This is a genomic window from Vibrio sp. Vb1127, from assembly GCF_033338735.1.
Classification (GTDB): Bacteria; Pseudomonadota; Gammaproteobacteria; order Enterobacterales; family Vibrionaceae; genus Vibrio; species Vibrio alginolyticus.
Window position 1 is genome coordinate 14143 of sequence record NZ_JAWOTF010000024.1, and the last position, 21882, is coordinate 36024.

General features: G+C 44.4%; 19 protein-coding genes. 6 read left to right on the plus strand and 13 right to left on the minus strand.

The window, feature by feature from the left end; genetic code table 11:
* Positions 1 to 13: 13 nt before the first annotated feature.
* The 3 genes from R7H07_RS20725 (at position 14) to R7H07_RS20735 (ending at position 3422) form a co-directional block, all read left to right on the plus strand.
* Positions 14 to 1819 (plus strand): sensor histidine kinase, encoded by a 1806-nt coding sequence (locus R7H07_RS20725; protein WP_137281803.1) that lies wholly within the window; start codon positions 14 to 16, stop codon positions 1817 to 1819.
* Positions 1820 to 1823: 4 nt separating this feature from the next.
* Positions 1824 to 3161 (plus strand): sigma-54-dependent transcriptional regulator, encoded by a 1338-nt coding sequence (locus tag R7H07_RS20730; protein ID WP_005382254.1) that lies wholly within the window; start codon positions 1824 to 1826, stop codon positions 3159 to 3161.
* Between the two features lie 78 nt (positions 3162 to 3239).
* The gene (locus R7H07_RS20735; RefSeq protein WP_021034161.1) at positions 3240 to 3422 is read left to right on the plus strand and encodes a hypothetical protein; all 183 of its coding nucleotides are present in this window, start codon (positions 3240 to 3242) and stop codon (positions 3420 to 3422) included.
* A 33-nt stretch (positions 3423 to 3455) separates the two neighbouring features.
* Here R7H07_RS20735 and R7H07_RS20740 read toward each other — a convergent pair whose 3' ends face one another.
* From R7H07_RS20740 to R7H07_RS20800, 13 genes are all read right to left on the minus strand, one after another.
* Positions 3456 to 4817: a TRAP transporter large permease gene (locus R7H07_RS20740; protein WP_005382255.1), complete on the minus strand. Its 1362-nt coding sequence runs from the start codon at positions 4815 to 4817 to the stop codon at positions 3456 to 3458.
* A 3-nt stretch (positions 4818 to 4820) separates the two neighbouring features.
* Positions 4821 to 5495, minus strand: coding sequence for a TRAP transporter small permease (locus tag R7H07_RS20745; RefSeq protein WP_005382256.1), 675 nt, complete (start codon positions 5493 to 5495; stop codon positions 4821 to 4823).
* A gap of 70 nt (positions 5496 to 5565) precedes the next feature.
* Positions 5566 to 6564, minus strand: a complete 999-nt coding sequence (locus R7H07_RS20750) for a TRAP transporter substrate-binding protein (RefSeq protein ID WP_017634784.1) — start codon at positions 6562 to 6564, stop codon at positions 5566 to 5568.
* A 212-nt stretch (positions 6565 to 6776) separates the two neighbouring features.
* Positions 6777 to 8246 carry a protein adenylyltransferase SelO gene (locus tag R7H07_RS20755; RefSeq protein ID WP_206959874.1) on the minus strand — a complete coding sequence of 490 codons (1470 nt, stop codon included), beginning with the start codon at positions 8244 to 8246 and terminating at the stop codon, positions 6777 to 6779.
* Between the two features lie 176 nt (positions 8247 to 8422).
* Positions 8423 to 9235: a sugar transporter gene (locus tag R7H07_RS20760; RefSeq protein ID WP_171344882.1), complete on the minus strand. Its 813-nt coding sequence runs from the start codon at positions 9233 to 9235 to the stop codon at positions 8423 to 8425.
* A gap of 172 nt (positions 9236 to 9407) precedes the next feature.
* Positions 9408 to 12392 carry a M6 family metalloprotease domain-containing protein gene (locus tag R7H07_RS20765; RefSeq protein WP_206959873.1) on the minus strand — a complete coding sequence of 995 codons (2985 nt, stop codon included), beginning with the start codon at positions 12390 to 12392 and terminating at the stop codon, positions 9408 to 9410.
* Positions 12393 to 12752: 360 nt separating this feature from the next.
* Positions 12753 to 14120 (minus strand): TrkH family potassium uptake protein, encoded by a 1368-nt coding sequence (locus R7H07_RS20770; protein ID WP_206959871.1) that lies wholly within the window; start codon positions 14118 to 14120, stop codon positions 12753 to 12755.
* Positions 14117 to 14779 carry a potassium channel family protein gene (locus R7H07_RS20775; protein ID WP_005388291.1) on the minus strand — a complete coding sequence of 221 codons (663 nt, stop codon included), beginning with the start codon at positions 14777 to 14779 and terminating at the stop codon, positions 14117 to 14119. Before R7H07_RS20775 ends, R7H07_RS20770 begins: the two co-directional genes overlap by 4 nt.
* 250 nt (positions 14780 to 15029) lie before the next feature.
* Entirely contained in the window at positions 15030 to 16238 is a 1209-nt protein-coding gene (locus R7H07_RS20780) for a DEAD/DEAH box helicase (RefSeq protein WP_206959869.1), read from the minus strand.
* Between the two features lie 99 nt (positions 16239 to 16337).
* Entirely contained in the window at positions 16338 to 17078 is a 741-nt protein-coding gene (locus tag R7H07_RS20785; RefSeq protein WP_017634789.1) for a transglycosylase SLT domain-containing protein, read from the minus strand.
* Between the two features lie 210 nt (positions 17079 to 17288).
* Positions 17289 to 18533, minus strand: a complete 1245-nt coding sequence (locus tag R7H07_RS20790) for an NAD(P)/FAD-dependent oxidoreductase (RefSeq protein ID WP_025766964.1) — start codon at positions 18531 to 18533, stop codon at positions 17289 to 17291.
* Between the two features lie 7 nt (positions 18534 to 18540).
* The gene (locus tag R7H07_RS20795) at positions 18541 to 19608 is read right to left on the minus strand and encodes a class I SAM-dependent methyltransferase (protein ID WP_005388297.1); all 1068 of its coding nucleotides are present in this window, start codon (positions 19606 to 19608) and stop codon (positions 18541 to 18543) included.
* A gap of 27 nt (positions 19609 to 19635) precedes the next feature.
* Positions 19636 to 20034, minus strand: coding sequence for a hypothetical protein (locus R7H07_RS20800; RefSeq protein ID WP_205390764.1), 399 nt, complete (start codon positions 20032 to 20034; stop codon positions 19636 to 19638).
* Between the two features lie 76 nt (positions 20035 to 20110).
* Here R7H07_RS20800 and R7H07_RS20805 point away from each other — a divergent pair, with 76 nt between their 5' ends.
* From R7H07_RS20805 to R7H07_RS20815, 3 genes are read left to right on the plus strand one after another with little or no spacing between them, the layout of a single operon-like run.
* Positions 20111 to 20839: a beta-ketoacyl synthase chain length factor gene (locus R7H07_RS20805; RefSeq protein WP_017819930.1), complete on the plus strand. Its 729-nt coding sequence runs from the start codon at positions 20111 to 20113 to the stop codon at positions 20837 to 20839.
* Positions 20836 to 21603: a lysophospholipid acyltransferase family protein gene (locus R7H07_RS20810; RefSeq protein ID WP_005388305.1), complete on the plus strand. Its 768-nt coding sequence runs from the start codon at positions 20836 to 20838 to the stop codon at positions 21601 to 21603. The genes R7H07_RS20805 and R7H07_RS20810 overlap by 4 nt, the downstream gene beginning before the upstream one ends.
* 13 nt (positions 21604 to 21616) lie before the next feature.
* Positions 21617 to 21877, plus strand: a complete 261-nt coding sequence (locus R7H07_RS20815) for a phosphopantetheine-binding protein (RefSeq protein ID WP_005382278.1) — start codon at positions 21617 to 21619, stop codon at positions 21875 to 21877.
* The last annotated feature ends 5 nt before the right edge of the window (positions 21878 to 21882 follow it).

Here is a 21882-nt window from a genome sequence, read left to right on the forward strand (position 1 = left end):
AAGGAGTGTAAGGATGTCGCAAAAAAAACGGATTCTGCTGACATTTTTTGCTTTCTATTTCCTGTGCGCAATTATCGGTGGCCATTGGGTTTGGCAGACCAGTTATCAATCTCTACTTGATAAACACCAATCACAGCTGGAGCAGTTTTCTGGCCATATAAAAAATAAACTCGATAAGTACGCCCATATCCCAAATCTTCTCGCTAAAGATGATCCTCTTTATCAAGCGCTTCTGCACCCCAACAACAGTGCGCAACTGGAAATCACTAATCGGTATTTAGAATCCGTTAATGGCGTGATTGAAGCAGCGGATACGTACTTAATCGATCAATGGGGTACAACGATCGCAGCCAGCAACTGGCGTAAAGAGCGCTCCTTTATCGGGCGAAATTTTGCATTTCGCCCTTATTTCAAACAAGCCATTGTAGGCAAAAGAAGCCAATACTACGCACTGGGCTCAACATCTGGTAAACGTGGCTACTACTATTCTTATCCCATCGTATACGCTGGCGGTGTACTTGGTGTCGTCGTGGTGAAGATGGACCTAAGTAAGATAGAGGACAACTGGCAGCAACCTAACAGTGTTTTTGTCGCCAGCGACCCATACGGAATTGTTTTCATGAGTAGCCGAAGTGAATGGCTACTCAAAAGCTTACAACCACTGACAAAAAAAGAGAAAAAGCAAGTTTGGGCAAGCCAACAATATCTTGATGCGCCAATTGAAACGCTCGGATTAGTGGGTAGTTTGGACGAGGTGCATTCTGAGCTTAAACAGGGTTACCCATACAATAAAGGAACCTTGGTGGTCTCTTCGCTGCCCCTTCCCGAACTCAAACTGACAATTCGTGTGCTGTCTCCTAAACAGTCGATCGTTTGGTTCACCATGGGTTACATCTTTGTACTCACTCTAGCATTCATGGTTTTGTTTTTAATTGGTCAGCTTATTTATCACCGTCAACAGCGTCACTTGCAAATTGAACGAATTCAACAAGAAGCCAATCAAAAGTTGGAATATCAAGTCATGGCACGGACTGCCGAGTTGCAAGCGGAGATCGCACAGCGTATCGATACCGAACAAACTTTACGCGTTACTCAAGACGAATTGGTGCAAGCAGCGAAACTCGCGGTGTTAGGACAAATGTCGGCCAGTATCAGCCATGAACTGAATAATCCACTTGCGGCAATTCGTAGCTTTGCGGAGAACGGCAAGCTGTTTCTAAAAAAAGAAAAATATGAGCGAGTGGAAGATAATCTCACTCGCATTTCTGCTCTCACTGACCGTATGGCAAATATCAGTCAGCAACTTCGCTCTTTCGCCAAAAAAACCAGTGGTGACGAGTTGGCTCAATCTCGACTGTTCCCTGTTATTGCCTCTGTAAAAGAACTGATGAAGCCCGCATTTAAATCAGGGCGCGTCACGTTAGAAACAAATTTGCCAGAGCATGATGTTGAAGTGCAGATCAATATTATTCAACTGGAGCAAGTGTTGGTCAATTTACTGACTAATGCGATAGAAGCACTCAAAGAGCAACAAGACAAACAGGTAGAATTATCTGTAGAACACGATGAGCACACTGATTTGGTTTGGATTCATGTTGATGATAATGGCCCAGGGCTTGGCTCTTTCTCACTTTCTGATTTATGTGAACCGTTTCTAACCACTAAACTGAACGGTTTAGGTTTGGGTCTCTCTATCTCGCAACAAATCTTAGCCAGTATGAATGGAAAATTATGTGCCCATAATCGAGAACAAGGCGGCGCTCGATTCTCATTGTGTTTACCTATCACTTCTTACAACACTGAACCATCAAAAGGATAAGATCATGTGTCAGGTGTTTTTTATTGATGATGAGGCCGATCTCAGAATCGCTATAGAACAGACCTTTGAACTGGCGGATATCGACGCCAAGTTTTTTGTGGATGCAGAATCGGCTTTAATAGCGATGCAGCAAGGAGAAGAAGCTGGCGTCGTGGTCACTGATATCTGTTTGCCGGGCATTTCTGGTATGGATATGCTGACAACTTTGACTCAACGCGATGCAAACTTACCCGTCATCATGATCACTGGACACGGTGATATTTCCATGGCTGTGCAAGCCCTTCATCAAGGCGCTTACGACTTTATTGAGAAACCTTTTGCGCCAGAACATTTGGTTGAAACGGTTAAGCGGGCGATTGAGAAGCGCAAACTAACCAATGAAAATGAAAAACTGCGCCTGTCACTTAAAGCCAGTAAAACCCTTGGTCCACGAGTTATTGGTGAAACCTCTAGCATCCAAATATTACGAGAGACCATCACCCAAATCGCCGATACCGACGCCGATATTTTATTGTTTGGTGAAACCGGTACAGGGAAAGAGTTAATCGCTCGTTCTTTACATGAGCAAAGCTCTCGCCGGAACCAAAACTTTGTCGCCGTAAATTGTGGAGCGGTTCCAGAGAACTTAATTGAGAGTGAACTCTACGGCCATGAAAAAGGCGCATTCACTGGCGCCGAAAGCCGTCGTATCGGTAAATTTGAGTTTGCACAAGGCGGCACACTTTTCTTGGATGAGATCGAGTCGATGCCTATCCAAGCCCAAATTCGTTTATTGAGGGTATTACAAGAGCGCGTGATTGAGCGTGTCGGTTCCAATGAATTATTGCCTTTAGATATTCGAGTGATTGCCGCAACAAAGGTCGATTTAAAACACGCAGCTGAAGAAGGTACTTTCCGTCAGGATCTCTATTATCGGCTCAATGTCGTGACCCTGGATCTCCCGCCACTACGCGAACGAAAAGAAGACATTCCCGCCCTCTTTCACCACTTTCTGTTGGTAGCAGCTTCACGTTATGGCAAAAGCTCACCTAGCTTGTCACCCCAAGATCTAGCGCAACTGATGAGCCATGACTGGCCTGGCAATGTTCGAGAACTCAGAAATGCTGCAGAGCGTTTTGTGCTATTGGGTAAGTTAATTCAGTTGGGAGAATCGAACCCAGTCGCTAAGTCTTCCTCAAGCCTTGCAGAGCAAGTGGCGGAGTTTGAGAGAGCAGCCATTGAAGGCGCTTTATTAGAAAACAACGGTAGTATTAAACAGACAATGTGCCAATTGAATGTGCCAAGAAAAACCCTTTACGACAAGATGCAGCGCTACCAAATAAATAAAGACCTTTACAAATAAAACACGTTCAAATAGCTGGCATTATATTCAACTTGAATCATAATTTTTAACAACGGGTTTATCATGGTTGTTATAGATATGAACGAAAAAGTGAGAATACCGATTGTTACAGATACCGTGCTCGTAGACGGTTGCTATCAAGAAGAGAGAAGATTCGGTGAAGAGCGTCGTAAAAATAAAAAGAGGTGGCGACACTATGAACGTCGAATTAATTCAGACCCGCGCAAAACTTGTTACAAGTCAATAGACGAAGAGGTGTGAATTCTCACACCTCTTTCTACTTTCTGGCTTCCATTACTTGGTAATGATCTCCGGCCCCATCAAAGTAGTAGGCAACCAAGTCGATACCCATGGTACATATGTGACGATAATTAGGAATAAGAACATCACTCCAACCCAGGGTAATGCTGCCTTCACTACGTTCATCATCGACATTTTGGCAACACCAGCGGTCACAAATAAGTTAAGACCCACGGGCGGCGTTATCATTCCTATCTCCATATTCACCACCATCATTATGCCCAAATGAATTGGGTCTATGCCTAATGCAATCGCAATTGGGAACACGAGCGGCGCAACAATGATCAACAAGCCTGATGGCTCCATGAACTGACCACCAATCAACAACAAGACGTTCACCACAATCAAGAAAGTGATGGGTCCGAGACCAGCCGAGAGCATCGACTCGGTGATCATTTGCGGGATGCGTTCTTCCGTTAAAACATGCTTCAAAATTAAGGCATTAGCAATGATGAACAGCAGCATGATGGTGAGTTTGCCCGCTTCATACAGGGTGTGTTTGGTGTCTTTATGAACAAAGGTTTGGAAGATTTTAACGAGCGCAGGTTTAGTGTTTTTCTTGTCTGCAAATGGCCCCATGTCTTTGTATACAAAGTTAGCAATAAAGAATGAGTACACTGCAGCAACCGCAGCGGCTTCTGTCGGCGTAAAGATACCGCCATAGATACCACCAAGAATGATGACGACCAACAACAAGCCCCAGCTTGCATCCTTGGCGGCATCAAAAGTTTCTTTCCAACCGACAAAAGGTTGCTTTGGAAGGTTCTTGATTCTCGCGGCAATGTAAATCGCGATCATCAACATGACACCCGCCAGCAAACCGGGAATCACACCACCAAGGAACATACGTCCAACTGACACATCCGTTGCGGCTGCATACACCACCATCACAATCGAGGGTGGGATCAAAATCCCTAGCGTACCTGCGTTACAAATTACCCCAGAGGCAAACTCTTTTGAGTAACCGTTTTTGATCATACCTGCGATAACAATACTACCTATGGCAACAACCGTTGCAGGTGAGGAACCTGACAACGCGGCAAACATCATACACGCTACAACCGAAGCCATCGCCAAACCGCCGCGGAACCAGCCTACAATGGCAATGGCGAAACGAATGATCCGCTTTGCTACGCCACCCGTCGACATAAAGCTTGAAGCCAATATAAAGAATGGAATAGCCAATAGCGTGTAGTGGCCCGCGAATGCATTAAACAGCGTTTGAGCAACTGACGCTAAAGAGGCATCCGAATGCATTAAAAGGAAAAGAACACTGGAAAGGCCCAGCGAAATAGCAATTGGCACGCCAACCAGCATAAAGCCAATTACCATCAAAAATAGAAATAAGATATCCATGGCTTATTGCTCCTTGTTTTTAGCGTCTTGCGAGGCCTTTGGAGCCATTACGTCTTCAGCGTCACTCATCTCAGCTTTAAGAGATTCGAGCTCTTCCTCCGCTTCATGTCCTGCAATCAAGCGATCGAGCTTACCAGTAGCGATTTGCCACGTGACTTGAACAAATCTAAACGTTAGTAGCGCCATTCCAAGTGGCAAAGCGAAGTAAGGAATAAAACGTGGCAGCTTTTCATAACGCTCTCCCTCATTTAACCAGTCGGCCATGAACTGGAGCATTTCAGGCATCGGAATATCGTCCGTTTCATACCACGCTCGGTCAGTAGCGAACGGATACCAGTAGTTCCAAGCGCCAATTAACAGCAAAATAGAGAAGGCTAAGCAACACATTGCTGCAAAAAGCGCCAGGGCTTTTCGTTTACCTTCCGGAACGATGTTAATAATGACATCGACACCAATATGAAAGTGTTTTTTCACACCATAAGATGCGCCAACCAACACCATCCATGCGAACATGAAAACGGTGAGCTCAAGCGCCCAAAGAATATTGTCGTTAAAGACATAACGAAAGATGACATTGGCAAAGGTCAGCAAGGTCATGGCACCCAAGAAGAAAGCAATCAAAGTCTCTTCAATGGCATCAGTGATTCGTCCAGCCTTGGCAAAAAAAGTCTGTTCCATAATTACATCACGTCGTCTGTAGGGGGAAAGAGCCCCCTCAGTTTGAGAGGGCTAAATGTGCTAGGTGTTATTATTTTTGGTTAGACGCCAAAGCGGCTTCGATTAGGTCAGAACCAATGTCTTTTTCGAACTTCTTCCATACTGGTTGAAGTGCAGTGACCCACTCTTGGCGCTGTTCTGGCGTTAGAGTACGAACCACACCACCGGCTTCGATGATATTGTTCTTATTCGCAAGGTTTACTTTGGTTGACTCAGCATTACGCTGCGCAGTTACCTCTTGAATAATGGTATTTAACTGCTCGCGCTGATCATCTGGTAGGTTTTTCCAGAAGTCGTTTGACGTCACAACTAAGTAATCCAGAATTCCGTGGTTCGTTTCCGTAATGCCATCTTGAACTTCGAAGAATTTTTTGCCGTAAATGTTTGACCAAGTATTTTCTTGACCATCAATAACCTTAGTTTGCAAGCCGCCGTAAACTTCTTTGAACGACATTTTTTGTGGGTTAGCACCTAGCTGCTCAAACTGAGCAACGAGTACATCAGACGCTTGAACACGGAACTTAAGTCCTTCAGCATCAGTTGGAGAAATGAGCGGCTTGTTGGCTGACATTTGCTTCATGCCGTTATGCCAAAACGCAATGCCTTGTAGGCCACGACGTTTCATTGAGTTTTTCAGCTTTTCACCCGCTTCCGAGTTTTGGAAACGGTCAACCGCGTCGACATCATCGAACAAGAAAGGGAGATCGAAAAGGCGGTACTTCTTGGTGAATTTCTCAAACTTAGAAAGAGAAGGAGCAGCGAGTTGAACATCACCATTCAGTAGCGCTTCCAACACTTTGTCATCATCATAAAGAGTTGAGTTAGGAAACACCTGCATACAGACTTTACCGTTCATCTCTTCGTTGACGCGCTTTTCAAGTAACGAAGCCGCGATGCCTTTAGGGTGTTTGTCCGCATTCGTTACATGGCTAAACTTGATGACCGTTTCACCCGGGTCACAATTTGCGGCAGCATTAAAACTGGTAACAGCAAGTGCAGAGACAGATAGTAGAGTTAGAGGCTTAAACATTATTATTCTCCTTGTTGAATCACATCCCATCCCGTCCATGAGTAACTAGGTGTTAGGCGATGGGTACGGATGTTCAACAAAGAGCAATTAATGGACCATGTTAAAATTTATATATATTTCAATAAATTAACAAAGCCCGTTAACATGAATCCGAAGTGTAACGAGTGAATTCCACCCAAGAAAAAGATATAAATGGGTGGGAAATGACCCATTTATGAAGAACAGCTTATCTCCATTTTCTTCCCCCATTCCGGCGGCAATTTCGCATAATCATCAAACTCGGGTTGCTCATCAAATGGGCGTTTTAACAGTTCGGCCAATCGGTGTAATTCGCTAAAGTCCCCTTCTTCCGCTTTATCAATCGCCAACTGAGCCAAGTAGTTACGCAAGATGTATTTGGGATTGGCTTGACGCATCTGTTTGCAACGCTGTTCGGTTGAAATCAGGCCCCCTAGTTCATCAACCTCTAGCTCACACCGAGCTAAGTACAGATCAAGCCAAGCTCGCGCAGCTTCTCGGTCGAGAAATAAATCGATTACGGCTTGGGAAGGCGCATTATCAAGGTTTGAGAGTGTTCTGAAGAAGCGAGTGTAGTCCGTTTTGTTCTGGTGAAGAAGCTCAAACATAGCTTCAAACAAACGCCCGTCTTCCGCTATCTTAGTTTTTAAGCCCAACTTCTCACGCATGAGGCGGCTGAACTGCTGGCTTAAATGAACTTCAAATTGACTCAACGACGATTCTAAATCTTCTCGTTCAACGAGTGGCGATAACGCATGCGCCAGTGCTGACAGGTTCCAAAGCGCAATTCTAGGCTGTTGATCAAATGCGTAACGACCCTGGTAGTCTGAATGATTACAAATGTATCCCGGCTCATAATCATCAAGAAAGCCAAACGGACCATAATCAAAAGTTTGCCCAAGAATTGACATGTTATCGGTATTCATCACACCATGCGCAAAACCAAAAGCTTGCCAATATGCGATCATCTCGGCTGTTTTAGTCACGATGGCGTCAAACATCGCGGCATATGGTTTCTCCGCCGATGCACAATCAGCAAAGTGCCACTCAATCACCTTATCCGCCAACAGCTTCTGCTCTGCTAACTGGTTGGTGTAAAAGAAATGCTCAAAGTGACCGAATCGAACATGGGTTTCAGCCATTCGAAGTAACAAAGCGCCCAATTCCGTTTTTTCTCGATAAACAGGTGTATCACTGACCATCATACCGAGAGCACGTGTCGTGGGAACCCCAAGGCCCGCCATGGCTTCACTGCACAGGTACTCACGGATAGTTGAGCGTAATACCGCTCGCCCATCTCCCATTCGCGAGTAAGGCGTTAGCCCTGCACCTTTGAGGTGAAGATCAAACCAAGTACCATCCTGATGCTCAATTTCTGCCAACAGTAATCCACGTCCATCGCCCAAATCTGGGTTGTAAACGCCAAACTGATGGCCTGCATATTTCATCGCAAGAGGACGAAATTGTTCGAATTCACTTAGCCCAGAAAAAACCGCCAATAACTCATCGTTTTGCTCTGCTGGTAAACCAAACTGCTGTGCAAACTCACCATTCCAAGCGACCCAGCGAGTGTTATCCAAGGGTTGTGGCTCGACCAACGTATAGAACGCTGACGGTAATTGACTAAAGCGATGGGTGAAATTGACCCGTTGCCAAATGGACATGTAGGGTTCCTTAATAAAAAGAAGTACTGTTGTGAGTATACGTGTGAATGTCCCTGTCATTCAGCCATGAAATGGGCATGGGTATTTTGCGTGAATAACGCGAAGGCGGCAGGAAGGTATCAACCTGCCGCAGACCGTCTCCTAAACGGAGGTAGCATGTAAAAACGATCAAAGGGTTAAGCGGAAAATTCTTCACCCGTTTTTGGTGGCTGTGATGGCGTATCAAAACGAGCGCGTTCGATATCCACTACCGTTTTATAGCTCAACGATAACAATGCCAGCTGGTACGCACCAAAAATACCATAGGCCACACCGACGAGGCTCAACATAAAGAGATTCGTAAAGTGGCTAAAGATCAGCTGACTGAGCAAGCCCGCACCCAATGGAATTAGTCCCATCAAAATGAATACTTGTTTGTTGTATGGTCTGCTCTGGTTCCACGAACGACGCAAACTGCGCGGCTGATGATCCATTGCTGTCGCTGGCAACACAAATGACCATCGCGCCATTACCCAATAGCCAGGAATGCTTGCAATCGTTGTGATAATAGCCATAGCAACAAAGTCGGCTTCACCACTTTCTGCAATGTAGATAAACGACAACACAAAGATCGGGATACCAATAACGAGCATCATCATCAGTCCAAACAGTATCCACCAGCCTATGAAACGGAATTCTCGAGCTGACAAACGAAATACATCCAACGCAGAGTGCATGTAATCGCCGGCTAAATAAATTCGATGCACACGCACAGCCGCCATAGCGGCAACAAGTGGGTACAAAATAATTGTGACGAAATAAAATCCTGCGACATTGCCTTCTTGAACGTTCGCTTGATCTTGCCCCGTCATTTCAGGATACATAAAAGCAAAAATTGAGTGCACGATAATCAACGGAATACAAGCAATAACAATTGCGAGTAGATTCCTTCTGACCATCACTGCCGCTTCTCGGCATATTTCCGAAACAGAAAAGGCCTCGGTAGACATATAACATCCTTAGTTCATAAAAATCGGCCCCTAGGGTAACCGCAGAGTAGAAAAATCGCTTTAAAAATAATGAGAAACACATCTCATAAGACAATGAGAACGAAACCAAAATAGATCAGATAAAAAATAAGCCACTCAATGTGAGTGGCTTATACCGCAATTCAATACCGTTTTAGACGCGACGTCGCCAGCCTAATGTTGCAAGTAACATCAAAGCCCAATAAGAAACACTGCCGCTACCTTCTGAGTTCTTGAATGTCGTTGTCTTCAAAGAAGCAACAACCGTCACGATAACTTCCCCCGTAGCAGTGGCACCATGACCATCTGAAACCGTATATTGCAGCTTGATGCCGTCAGTAGGGCTATCCGGTGCTTGAAAACGGATTTTGCCATTCTCTACACTCGCACTTCCCACACCAGTTACGTTCTGTACGCTTTCTACAACCAGTTTATCGCCGTTCACATCCGAATCATTGCTCGCTGCATCAATCAGAATACTTTCACCAACGGCAACGGTCGCCGTATCTGCAAGCGTAAGTGGCGCTGCGTTTTTCATGGTTAAATCGACGGTAGCACTGGACGCTTCATTACTAGGATCAGTCACGGTTAAACGGAATGTCAGAACCTCACCCGCTTTTGCACCTTGAGGCACCGTAAAGCTTGTGCTAACACTGGTTGCATTGCCAAGAGAAACTGAAGTGCCAGCCAACTGCTCCCATTTATAACTCAACACATCACCATCAGCATCCGTACTATTTAACGCAGACAACGTGACTCGCTGCCCAACCGTCATGTCTTTATTATCAACATCAATCACGGCCACTGGCGCTTCGTTGCTGCCAAGCACTTCCACCTGCACATTCACGATTGAAGATGAGTACGCACCATCAACCGACAACAAACGATATTGGAAAGTGTCCAGACCAACGAAGTTAGCTTCAGGTTGGTACTGGTTGCCAGAGATGGTGCCGTGCTCAGGCTTCTGCACAATGTCCACATTGAACTGATACCCTACCGCCATGAAATCATTGTCCATCAGGTTCAGTTTGATTGGCGTATTTTTATTGGTTTGTAACGAATCAGATTTCGCTTCAACCAAGTTGCTCGCATCCACATTTAATAATGCTGCAAACGGAATATAAGAGAACCCGGCTTTTTCTAGACCAAACGTGCCAATCTCACTGTAATCACCAGTCCACATTACAGGTAGGGAGGCTTTTTCAGTTTTTAGCAAGCGGCCGAAGTCAAAGTTTGCATCAAATTGACCGCCTTCCAATTCAACGACCAATAAATGCTGACCCGCACTCAATTGGCTTGATTGAGGGAATAAAATTCGAGATGACTTTTGGAAGTTACCTTGCTGTAAAAGCTCAGCGTTGTTTTGATTCAATATTAATCGATAGCCAATGTTTCCCGAAAATGGGAATCGCCAAACTCGATAAGTCATGTCACTTTGAGCGCTATCTCTTTGCGCGTAAAGTTGAAGGCCATCAAGCTCTGTATCACTATTCAAGTCCAGTGACACCGCCAGAGTGTTACTCCCACTCGCGTACACATAACCTTGGTGAAGAGAGTTCAGCCATGCTGATTTATTTGGTTCGTTTGTATGTTCAAGAGAAAAACTACCACCGTTGGTGTTGCTGGCAATGTTGGAAATACGAACCCCAGTATCAAACCCTGTGATCGCTCTCAGACCCGGGGTCGATGTATCTGAAATGACATCGCCACCATTAGGATATAAATCGTCAGCGTCACTCCTACCATCATTTTCTAACTCATTCAGACCATCAGCCTGCATGATTTGAACCTGCATCGCGCCAACATCATTAAAGCGGTTCTGGACATTAACCGACGTCGCTAGAATACCTTCAGCCGCCAATGCTCGGTCGTAACCGCTAAAGGTGCGATTTTCCAAGTAAATACGTGGACCAAACTCTTTCAAATACGGGTCGAGATACACCAGCTTGACATCGTCGTTGTTCACAGAAATAGGCGCTGGACTTTCATGAGTTACCGTTGGTACAACAAAACCAGCAGCGTGTTTGCTCCATGCACTCATGTTCACCGGAGTGTCGCCAGCGTATGAATCTCCCGGTTTCTGCGCCCATGAACCGCCACCCATCACGCCCCAAGAGCCAATCGAGGCATCACTGTTCCTTGCGTACAAATCCGGTAAGCCAAGCATTAAGTGACCAAGCTCGTGTACGATCACGCCCAACGTCGCTTGATGATCAACTTGATAGTCAGCGAACACACAATAGTCTGTGATCTTTTTACCATCTAGTGTGACATCATCGTGAGAGAATTTGTGCGGCCAAATCGCAGGACGGTTGAGAACCCCTGTTGAACGATCGCCCCCCGCAAAAATAAACATGACAGAGAGTTCTGACGGTTCTACGGTACCATTTTGATTGCTGTCGTAGGCCGAAAGATTAAAGTATGGATCCAGTTTTTGATAAGCCTCGGTGAAAACCGCATTCAACTTGGCGGTGCATGTCTTATCAGTCGAACTAGAGTGACAGTTAGGGTGGCTTTGTGCCACAGTCACATCTATCACACCGTCATTGGCGGTGCCGTAACTCTCAAGTGCAGGAACAACTTTGAATTTACCTTGAGAGTTTTTATCAAAGTAATCCACAACGCTTTGACCATTGGTATTAAATACGCGTTGCTCAAAATCATGCACCATTGCTTGGTCATCAAACGAAACTTGCACAACCAATAGGGGCTGCTGCTTCACCGTTGAACTGCTCATCGCCTGGTAACCTTGCGCCGAACGCAGTAGGTTTTTTCGTGCCATCGGTTCAATGGTTTTTAGAGAAGATAATTGCGGTTTAACTTGTAAATCCGGGCGAAACCTCGCCGACTCAGGTGGCTCACTCGACTGCGTTTTCACCACACCTGTCGAGATCAATATTGGCGTGTCTGACTCGCGCTGAATCCGCGCGAAAAACCAAACGCCGTCTTCCTGAAGTAAGGCATTGCCCTGCTTATCTTCAAACCAGTGGAAATCTGCCGTTCCACGTAGAATTGCCTCACTGGAGCTACCATCGCTCAACGCAATAGTATGCCAAACCGGTGATGGCGGAGTAGTTGCCATGCTCTTCCCTGCAAGAAGCGCAGTTAGCATAGCTATGGCGAGTGTGTTGAATTTCAAAGTACGACTCCATCTTTTCGATTCGTTAATTAATACCAAGCACAACAAACACAAAGTAACCCTATGGGCATAGAGTAAGACTGAGTGACTATTGACGAAGGCTGGTATCAATTCGCTCAGATAACACGACGTAGTTTGGTGTCACACTACAAAAGCGTCGGATTCCAAAACGCTGTTATGAGCGTAGCTTCTGAGAATATAAATTGAGTGAATGAATAGTATCGAAACGAAAGGAAGAAGAAATGAACTTCTACGAATTTGTAGGTAAAACTGGGCAACATTCCACATATTCTATAAATGTACGAGCACTGCTATTAATCAATGCTCGTAATGGTCGCGCGGCCATTGTTGAACGCTATATTAACCTGTAAGAACGGCGTCTTCTGGGTATTTGACCAAGGTAGGTTCAGGACGTGCCAACATGTAGACAAGCGTGAGCGGCCCAATACGACCAATGATCATCACCACGATCATAATGTATTTACCAGGTTCAGAAAGTTCCGCAGTCAAGCCGGCGGTGAGCCCCACTGTGGCAAATGCGGAAATGGTTTCAAACATAACTTTATCAAAGCTGGCCTTCTCGGTAAGCATCAATAAAAACATTGCGCTTGTCAGGATGGCTCCGCTCACAACGATAATTGCCAATGACTTAGTCACAGTTTGCCAATTTATGGTTCGCTTAAACATAACCACATGTTTCTTTTGGCGTAAAAAGGTCCACGTAGCCATAAACGCAACAGCAAATGTGGAAACTTTAATACCGCCCCCCGTTGAGGTGGAACCCGCTCCAATTAACATCAGAACAATCATGACCAGTAAGGCCGGCTGGGTAAACAACGCCAAGTCAACACTATTAAACCCTGCCGTTCGCGCACTCGCAGATTGAAAGAATGCCGCCAACCATTGCCCTGTTGCAGGTAAAGACGCCATTGTGTTTGGGTTGCTTCGCTCAAGTAACCAAAACATCATCGTTCCGACTAAGAGCAATATCGGTGTCGCAATCAGCATGATTTTGGTGTGAAGATGCAAAAAGTGGAAACCTTTGCGCCAGTTTAGCCAGATGTCACCCACAACAGTAAAACCAAGCCCGCCAAAAATGAATAGCCCCGCCAGTGTAAAGATAACCAACGGATCATTCACAAAGCTCATCATACTGTCAGAAAACAGCGCGAACCCAGCGTTGTTAAATGCAGAAATTGCATGAAACAAGGCGTAAAACATACCAGTCTGCCAGCCCATTTCAGGGACCCAGCGGATAGAGAGAAAAATAAACCCGACCGTTTCTGCAACAAGCGCGAAAACAACAATCCGCTTTACTAGTCGGTTTAGATTGACTTGCCGATCTTGCCCTAATGCTTCTTTCGCCAGCGCTTGTTGACGCAAACTCAAACGCACGCCGAACATATAGAGTAAGACCGCCGACAAAGTCATCTGCCCCAACCCACCGATTTGCATTAAAAACATCAGCAAGATTTTACCCGCAAGCGTAAAGTGTTGCCCAGTATCGACAACACCAAGCCCTGTCACACTAATAGCGGACGTTGCAGTAAACAAAGCATCCGTTATCGACAAGCCCGTAACAGAAAAAACTGGCAAGGTTAGCAATACCGCAGAAGGCAGTAAAACACCGAGAAAACTGAGCAATATAATTCGCGGTTCGTTGCCTTTCGCTTTCTCTTGTTTACCATCTGGTGCGTAAAAAACACCTTTTTGATGAAAATACGTCATAGCGATTTTAATTTATTTGCGAGCGCATCTTGAGGGCCGACCACAATAATTAGGTCACCAATTTCTAGTGTGGTATTAAGGTCAGGTGCCTTGGTAATTTCTGGGCCCCGTTTAAACCCTAGCACTTGCACGCCATCGACTTTGCACAGAGCCAAATCACTTAGTGTCTTACCCATCCAACGAGAGCCAATCACAAACTCCGTCATAGCTAAGCCACTGCCTAATGGGTGGAACTCAAGAACCCGTTTATCGAGCATTTTACGCGCGACACGTATCCCCATGTCACGCTCAGGCATGATAATGTGGTCTGCGCCAATTTTTTGCAGAACACGAGCTTGGAAGCGATCGTTGGCTTTAACCCATACTGACTTTACTCCCGCCTCTTTAGCAATCAATGTCGCAAGAATACTGGCATTGACATCCGCTCCGATGGCAATCATCACCATGTCGTAATCATCAAGTTTGAGCTCAGCAACCGTCTCTTCGTGAGTACAGTTAGCCACAACCGCCTGACTAACAAAACTGGCGGCTTCTTTAACTCTGTCTTCGTTGATGTCAACGGCTAAAACTTGAGCGCCTGAATCTTGTAACTCTTTACACACTGCCAAACCAAATCGGCCAAGACCAATAACGGCGAATTGCTTATCACCTGTTTTCATTTGTGCCCCATCTTATGCATTCATTAGCAAGCAAAAAAGTTTGCGCCCATTCCTTACCTTGTGCAAACCTGCGGACAGATAATTGACAAAAGCTTAACGCACCTTGATTCACTTTACGTGTTAAGCGTATGACACTGATTAACTTTTTTCCTCATTACCGAATAGAAACCGTCGCGATGGCTACATTATTGGATGCCTTAAAACGCAAAAAGCCGCAAGAATGCGGCTTTTAGATCATGGGATAAACTGGCTATTTTGATTCGCGCTTATCGTGCGGTTTACGTTTATTCTTAGGCACGTAATTTAAAATTGAAATTGGTACTGGCTTTCTTGGCGCAAAACCTTCAATTTCCACTCGCTCTAGCAAGTGCCCTAAACGACTTTCAATCATGCAGAGGTTCTTAAAGTCGTCTTTTGAAACCAGTGATATCGCCTCACCTTTCGCGCCAGCACGACCTGTACGACCAATACGATGTACATACTCATCCGCTGGGTAAGGTAAATCGTAGTTGATGACAACTGGCAGATTATCAATATCAATACCGCGCGCAGCAACGCCGGTTGCGACTAAGTACTGGATTTCACCCGCTTTAAACTTTTCTATTAATTCCTGGCGAACACGCTGATTACGGCCACTGTGGAATGCTTCTGCCACAATGCCACGTTTCTCAAGTTGGCTTACCAGTTTGGCTGCGCCGTGTTTAGTTTCAATAAATACCAGTACTTGCGACCAGTCATTTTCTTTAAGCAAGTGACTTAGCAGCGACGACTTCATGTCTTTATCGACGGTCGTGATCCACTGTTTAATATTTGATTTTGAGGCACTGTGCTTTGCAATCGTGATCTCTTCAGGATCAATAATCGCATTTTTCGCCAAGTCACGAACAGGGTTAGATAACGTCGCTGAGAACAGCAAACTTTGCACATGTTCTGGCATACAGTCGACGATTTTGTCGATCGCTTCGATGAATCCCATATCCAACATTTTGTCGGCTTCATCAAGCACTAGCATTTCCACTTCATCAAAGTGAATCGCGCGTTGACCGTACAGATCAATCAAGCGCCCAGGCGTGCTTACCACAATATCGACACCCTCGATCAAGGCTTGTTTTTGTGGTGCATAATCCACACCACCAAACATCGCCATTGAGCGTAATGGTAAGTTTTTACCATAAGCTTCAATACTTTGATGAACCTGAAGCGCAAGTTCGCGTGTTGGCGTTAGGATAATCGCACGAGCGCGTTTTTTACGTTGCGTTTCGCCTCGACTAAGCTTTTCTAAGATTGGCAGAACAAAACTGGCCGTTTTACCTGTGCCCGTTTGCGCTGCTGCAATTAAATTGCGGCCACGCAATACGATTGGAATGGCTTTTTGTTGGATAGAAGTGGGTTTTTCATAACCTAGCGCTTTTACTGCATCAGCAATCGATGCGCTTAAACCAAGCTTAGAAAATGGCATAGAAAGGTCTCAACAGAGGAAATGGGCGCGTAGTGTATCAGAATCCCCGTGAAGTAACAGAAGGATTCATGCGCGAAAAACTAGGAACATGACACAATCTTAGCCCAGGAAATTGGGCTGCAAACCTTTTTCTAATTTTTTCCTCACTTTGTAGGAAACATCATTAAGCGTGATTTTCCCCGTTTTGTGGCGGTCGATACCTGCATTCTGTCGATAGGCAATTGAGCCTTGTCTGAACAAAACGAAAGACGGCGGTTTACCAATCGCAGCAGGGTAGAGAATGGCCATGTAAGCATCTTCTAAGCTATTAATTTTATTTCGATAGGGCCAATAGTACGCTTTCACATAGTCAAGTTGTTCAAGCGCGCTCATTCTCGCAAGAGTCTTTGTGTTCACTCCTAATGACTCTGCGGTAGAGGGCATAAATTGAATTAACCCTGTAGCCCCGCTTCCGGAACCATTTTTGATGCTTGGACTGAAAGTTTCAGCAGTTTCAAATGCCATGCACGCCATAAGATGATTAGGATTGATCTTTAGCTCTTTACTAATACGGATGACTTTAGATTTGAACTCTGGAGAAACTTTGCCTCCCCACGCTACCGCGTTCTCGGGATCTGCAATCGAAGAGACCGTTGATGCGTCATGTTCTTCGACAATTTTAGAAAGTAGAGGAAGCGTTTGGCGTAGTCGATGGCTCGAACTCACCAAGCGAATTGATTTGGTAAGAAACTTGTCTTTTTTTTGGTGTAGTTTTTGGAACTTTACTAACTTATACAGTTGCTTATAAACCGTTTTCACAACGAAGCCAGATGTAGGGAACACTCCCAGAATGTAATCCATTTCCTACAAATTTAATATAAATATCAGCAACAGGAATTCTAGATGTGATCAATGTCACCATAAAAATTCTCAAATTCGATACACACCGATGTAAGTGGTCAATGTGTCTCCAACACGCTAGAAGTAAAAGTAAAGAGGCATTAAAAAGGTCTTACCAATTTTTTGGTAAGACCTAGGTTTACTGATTCTCGGATAAGCGAATGTATATTCTTACAGTTCAGCTTCCCGAACCAGTTCTGCAAGCGTCGACAAACGCTGCTCACTTTGTTTTACGTAAGGATTATTCGTATCCCAAGCATATCCAGCCAAAATCGCACTAATCATCTGTTTAATACGTGGGTTCGGGTTTTGATAGAAAATCACATCTTGCAACGTGCCGTTGTACCAGCCTTCCACATAAGTGCGGAATGTGTTCACTCCCACCATTAAGCGTTGCGAGTACTCTTCTTGCCAACCAACCTTTTCACCATTCAGCTGACGAACCACGCAGTCCGCTGCAAACTCTGCCGATTTCATGGCGATAGTGACACCCGATGAAAATACAGGATCAAGAAACTCACCTGCATTACCAAGCAACGCGTAGTGCTCTGTCGCTAAACGTTTGACGTTAGCAGAATAGCCACCCAACTCGCCTGCTGGATTCGGGTAATTCGCATTTCGCAACAAAGAAGCCAAACCCGGCTCTTCATTGGCTAACTGCTGCAACGCTGCAATCTTATCTTCTGGGTATTGTTCGAAAAATTCTGGCTCACCCACCACACCAAACGAACAAGTACCATTAGAGAATGGGATTAGCCAGTACCATACGTCGTGATTTTCAGGATGAACTGAAATTAAAATTTTGTTGCGATCGTATTCCGGCTCTTGGGGAGAGATATGATCTTCGATATGGGTAAAGATCGCTTTTCTAGGCGGAAGACAAGAAGGTTCTTCTAGCTCCAACAAGCGTGGCAAAACACGCCCAAAGCCACTGGCATCCAACACAAAATCTGCTTCGATTTGATAAGCCTTCTTATTTGAGTCGAGCACTTCTAATCGAGACTTTTTCCCTTCAAACACTAGATTGAGCAGTTCATGCTGATAGCGAATCTCTACGCCTTGCTCTTCAGCGCTATCTGCCAATACTTTATCAAAGCTGGCACGTTGAACCTGAAACGTCGTGCCCGGTCCTGGCGTGTATTTGTTTGTAAAGTCGAACTGGGTGTATACGCCATTACGACGAAATGCAGCACCATCTTTATACTGGAAGCCAAACTGCTTTACTGCATTGGTCATTCCTGCTTGTTCAACAACTTCCATACATGCAGGGAGTAGGCTTTCTCCTATGGAAAAACGTGGAAAAGTCGCTTTTTCTAAGACAACAACATCTATGCCACGCGATTTTAATAAGGCAGAAACGGTTGAACCTGATGGCCCCGCTCCTACGACAACAACTTGCTTGAGCTCTGTTTTCATTCTGAATTTAGTTTGCTTGTAGTTTTAATAAGGTATGACCAAGGCCAATATTGTCGGTTCTTTCAACGACAGATAAACCTGCCGCTTCGACAATTTCTAAGAAATCATCACTGCGATAAAAGCGACTATTACCGTTAGCTAAACAGGTAAAATAAAGAGAAGTGGCATTAAGGCTATAGGAAGCTCCCGCGTATTTTTGAGCATCCCAAAACAGCTCCAATACGTAAATAGTATCTCCCTTCGTTAACTGGGCTTTAACTTTTTTAAGGATATTGAGGATCTCAATTGGGGAAAAGCAATCCAAGAACTGGCTCATCCACCATACGTCAGCGTGTCCAGGCAATGTTTGTGCTTTATCCAGCATGTTTGCAGGGTATGGACGTACACGCTCGACGAACTGGTTTTCTGAAACATTCTTCATCGCTACTTCTAATTGCTGTGGTAAATCAACAATCGTCACTTGAACGTCAGGGTCATGTTTACAACACTGAATCGCCCATTTTCCCGTATTTCCGCCAATATCCACAAGATGCTTTGGCTTGCTTGCAAATACTTCTTTAAGCAGAAGTGGGAACGAGCGATCCGAATAGAAATGATCGAACTTAAACCAGCTCTGTTTGGCTTGTTCTGGTAACGTCGATAGACCTTGATAAATGGTCTCCCAATTGCCCAACTCTTTCAAACCTGACGGTTTACCTTCTTGAATTGCTTCCGTCAAATGCATCATCGCGGCGTAACAAACATCTGCCGTAAAATCCATGTTTGCATTCGTCATACCATCATGAAGAAGGTAAAAACCAAGGTTTGCAAGCGAATAGTTAGGTCGTTCCCATAAAACAATATGCGCACTAATCGCCATATCCAACAGTACTTTAACACCATATTCTGATACTCCCGTTTTCTCGGCAATATCTGTGGCACTCATGCCTTGAGCGCCAGCGCTGTCTAAAGCGGCTAAAATACCTAAATCTCGAAGCGTTTTGGCGGTCTGGAACACGATTGGTGCAAAAGATAACTTCTGAGCTTCTGTCTTCGCTTCAAAAGCATTAAAAGGGTCATTATTTTGATTTAACACGGAAAAACCTAACTGCAATTAATAGTTTTATTGTTGAGATTGATTGCCCAACAATGCAATAGCTCGCTGAATATCAACATTCAAGTTGTTTACCCAACGATTGTAATTGCGGTGGATTTTGCCATCACTTGCTTTGAGATTTACTGAGTTGAGATAAATAATTGAGTAATATTTATTATTGTATGGGATTTTTACTTCTGCAGAGTGGTTACGAACGTGGATTTTTGCAATAAGAACACCAGGGCTTACTTCTTCGATCGTCCAGCCTCGGTTAGTTGCTGATTGCACTATGGCCATTTTTACTTGTTTATTTTGAAGATCATAAGCAACTGGAGTATCCTCCACATTCATTACAGGTTGTACTCGTCCACAACCAACAAGAAGCAAAGTTAATAATAACGAGACATACAGCTTAAAACGCGACATGATAATTTCCTTTTTATTGTGAATTTGGGTCAACCCCAATTTGTATCGAGCTGTAAAATAAACAATTTAACCCAATATGCCAAACTCGAAGATCAACATTTCGTTCAATATTGATGCGTGGACAGCGAATTCATTCGGTTTATCCGAATCCAATGAATGGAAACAATGGGCAACAGAGATAAAATGGCCAGAAGATGGCAAAATCAATGTTGCAAATATTCCTGCGATGATGCGCAGAAGAATGAGCCCACTCAGTAAACTGGCGGTACAAACTGCAATCGAAATGCTTAATCAACATCAAGTTGATTACCTTGTATTTTCAAGCCGTCATGGTGAACTGCATCGCAGCGTCGCACTAGTTGAAGATATAATTAATGGAGAAGAGGCGTCTCCGATGGCTTTTTCTCAATCGGTGCACAATACCGCCGCAGGGCTTGCCACTATCGCAACTAAACAACCCATTCCCCTAACTTCTATCGCTGCGGCAGAAAACACATTCCAAAGCGCAATATTAGAAGCATGGCTGTTTTTGTCCGACAATCCTGACAAAAAAGTACTGCTTGTTGATTTTGATGAGCCTATGCCTGACTCTTATTTAGAATATGAAAACCAACAATACCAAGGGTTTGGACTTGGCTTAATACTTTCTCATGGAGACAAGTTCGCGATACAAAGCTCCATAAACGCAGAACGTTCCGGTCATCCTCTTCCTCAAGGTTTAGTATTTTTGCAACAATACTTGTTAGATAAAAGCCAGTGGACTATTTTCGCTCCGCAACAAGCTTGGGAATGGCACAAAAAATGACTCGCTTAAATCAGTATTGGCGTGTGCTAGCAACAGGATTTTGTTTTTCAGTATTTGGGTTAGGTGGTTTAGTACTGAGTTTCATTGTTATTCCGACCATTCGTATTTTTGTTTCAGACCAAACGGAACGCGAATATAAAGTTCAGGGTGCGATTCGATATTCATTCAACACATTTTGTAAATTGATGAAGCTAAGTGGCGCAATCGATTATCAAATTATTGGTGCCGATATTCTTCAACAAGATCGTAATTGTTTAATTGTTGCCAACCACCCTAGTTTAATCGATTACGTTCTCATTGCTTCACAATTAAATCGCTGCGACTGTTTAGTAAAATCGGCAATATGGTCGAATCCTTTTATGAAGCACATCGTAAAAGCAGCCGGATATATTCCCAATGAAGCACCGGATGATTTATTAGCACTTTGTGATGAACGATTTAACAAAGGCAACGTGTTGCTTATATTTCCTGAAGGAACAAGAACAACACCAGGTGTAGAGCCGAAATTACAACGCGGTGCAGCACAAATTGCGGTAAGAACAGAACGAGATTTAAGAGTTGTCCATATTACGGTAACGCCAAGTTTCCTCACAAAAGAGAAAAAATGGTATCAAGTACCGGCAACAAAGCCCTTTTTCAGGGTTGAAGTTAAGGATAAAGTTGAGATTACCCCCTTTATAAAGCAAACTACGTCGCCGACAATAGCGGCGCGACGCTTACAACAGCACCTAGCTGAAAACATTTTTCCAGAAAACTTTTATTAATAAGCAGGTCCCAGTGGAACAGTTACACAACGACATTAAGCAACTTATTATTGATGCTTTAAACCTTGAAGATTTAACCGTAGATGATATTGAAACGGATGCACCACTTTTTGGTGATGGACTTGGCTTAGATTCTATCGACGCGCTTGAGCTTGGACTCGCAATAAAAAAACAATACAACATCGTTATTGATGCCGACGACTCAAATACGCGCGAACACTTTGCGTCTGTAGCAAATCTAGCGAAATACGTTTCTTCTCAAACTAATGAATAAGTTGT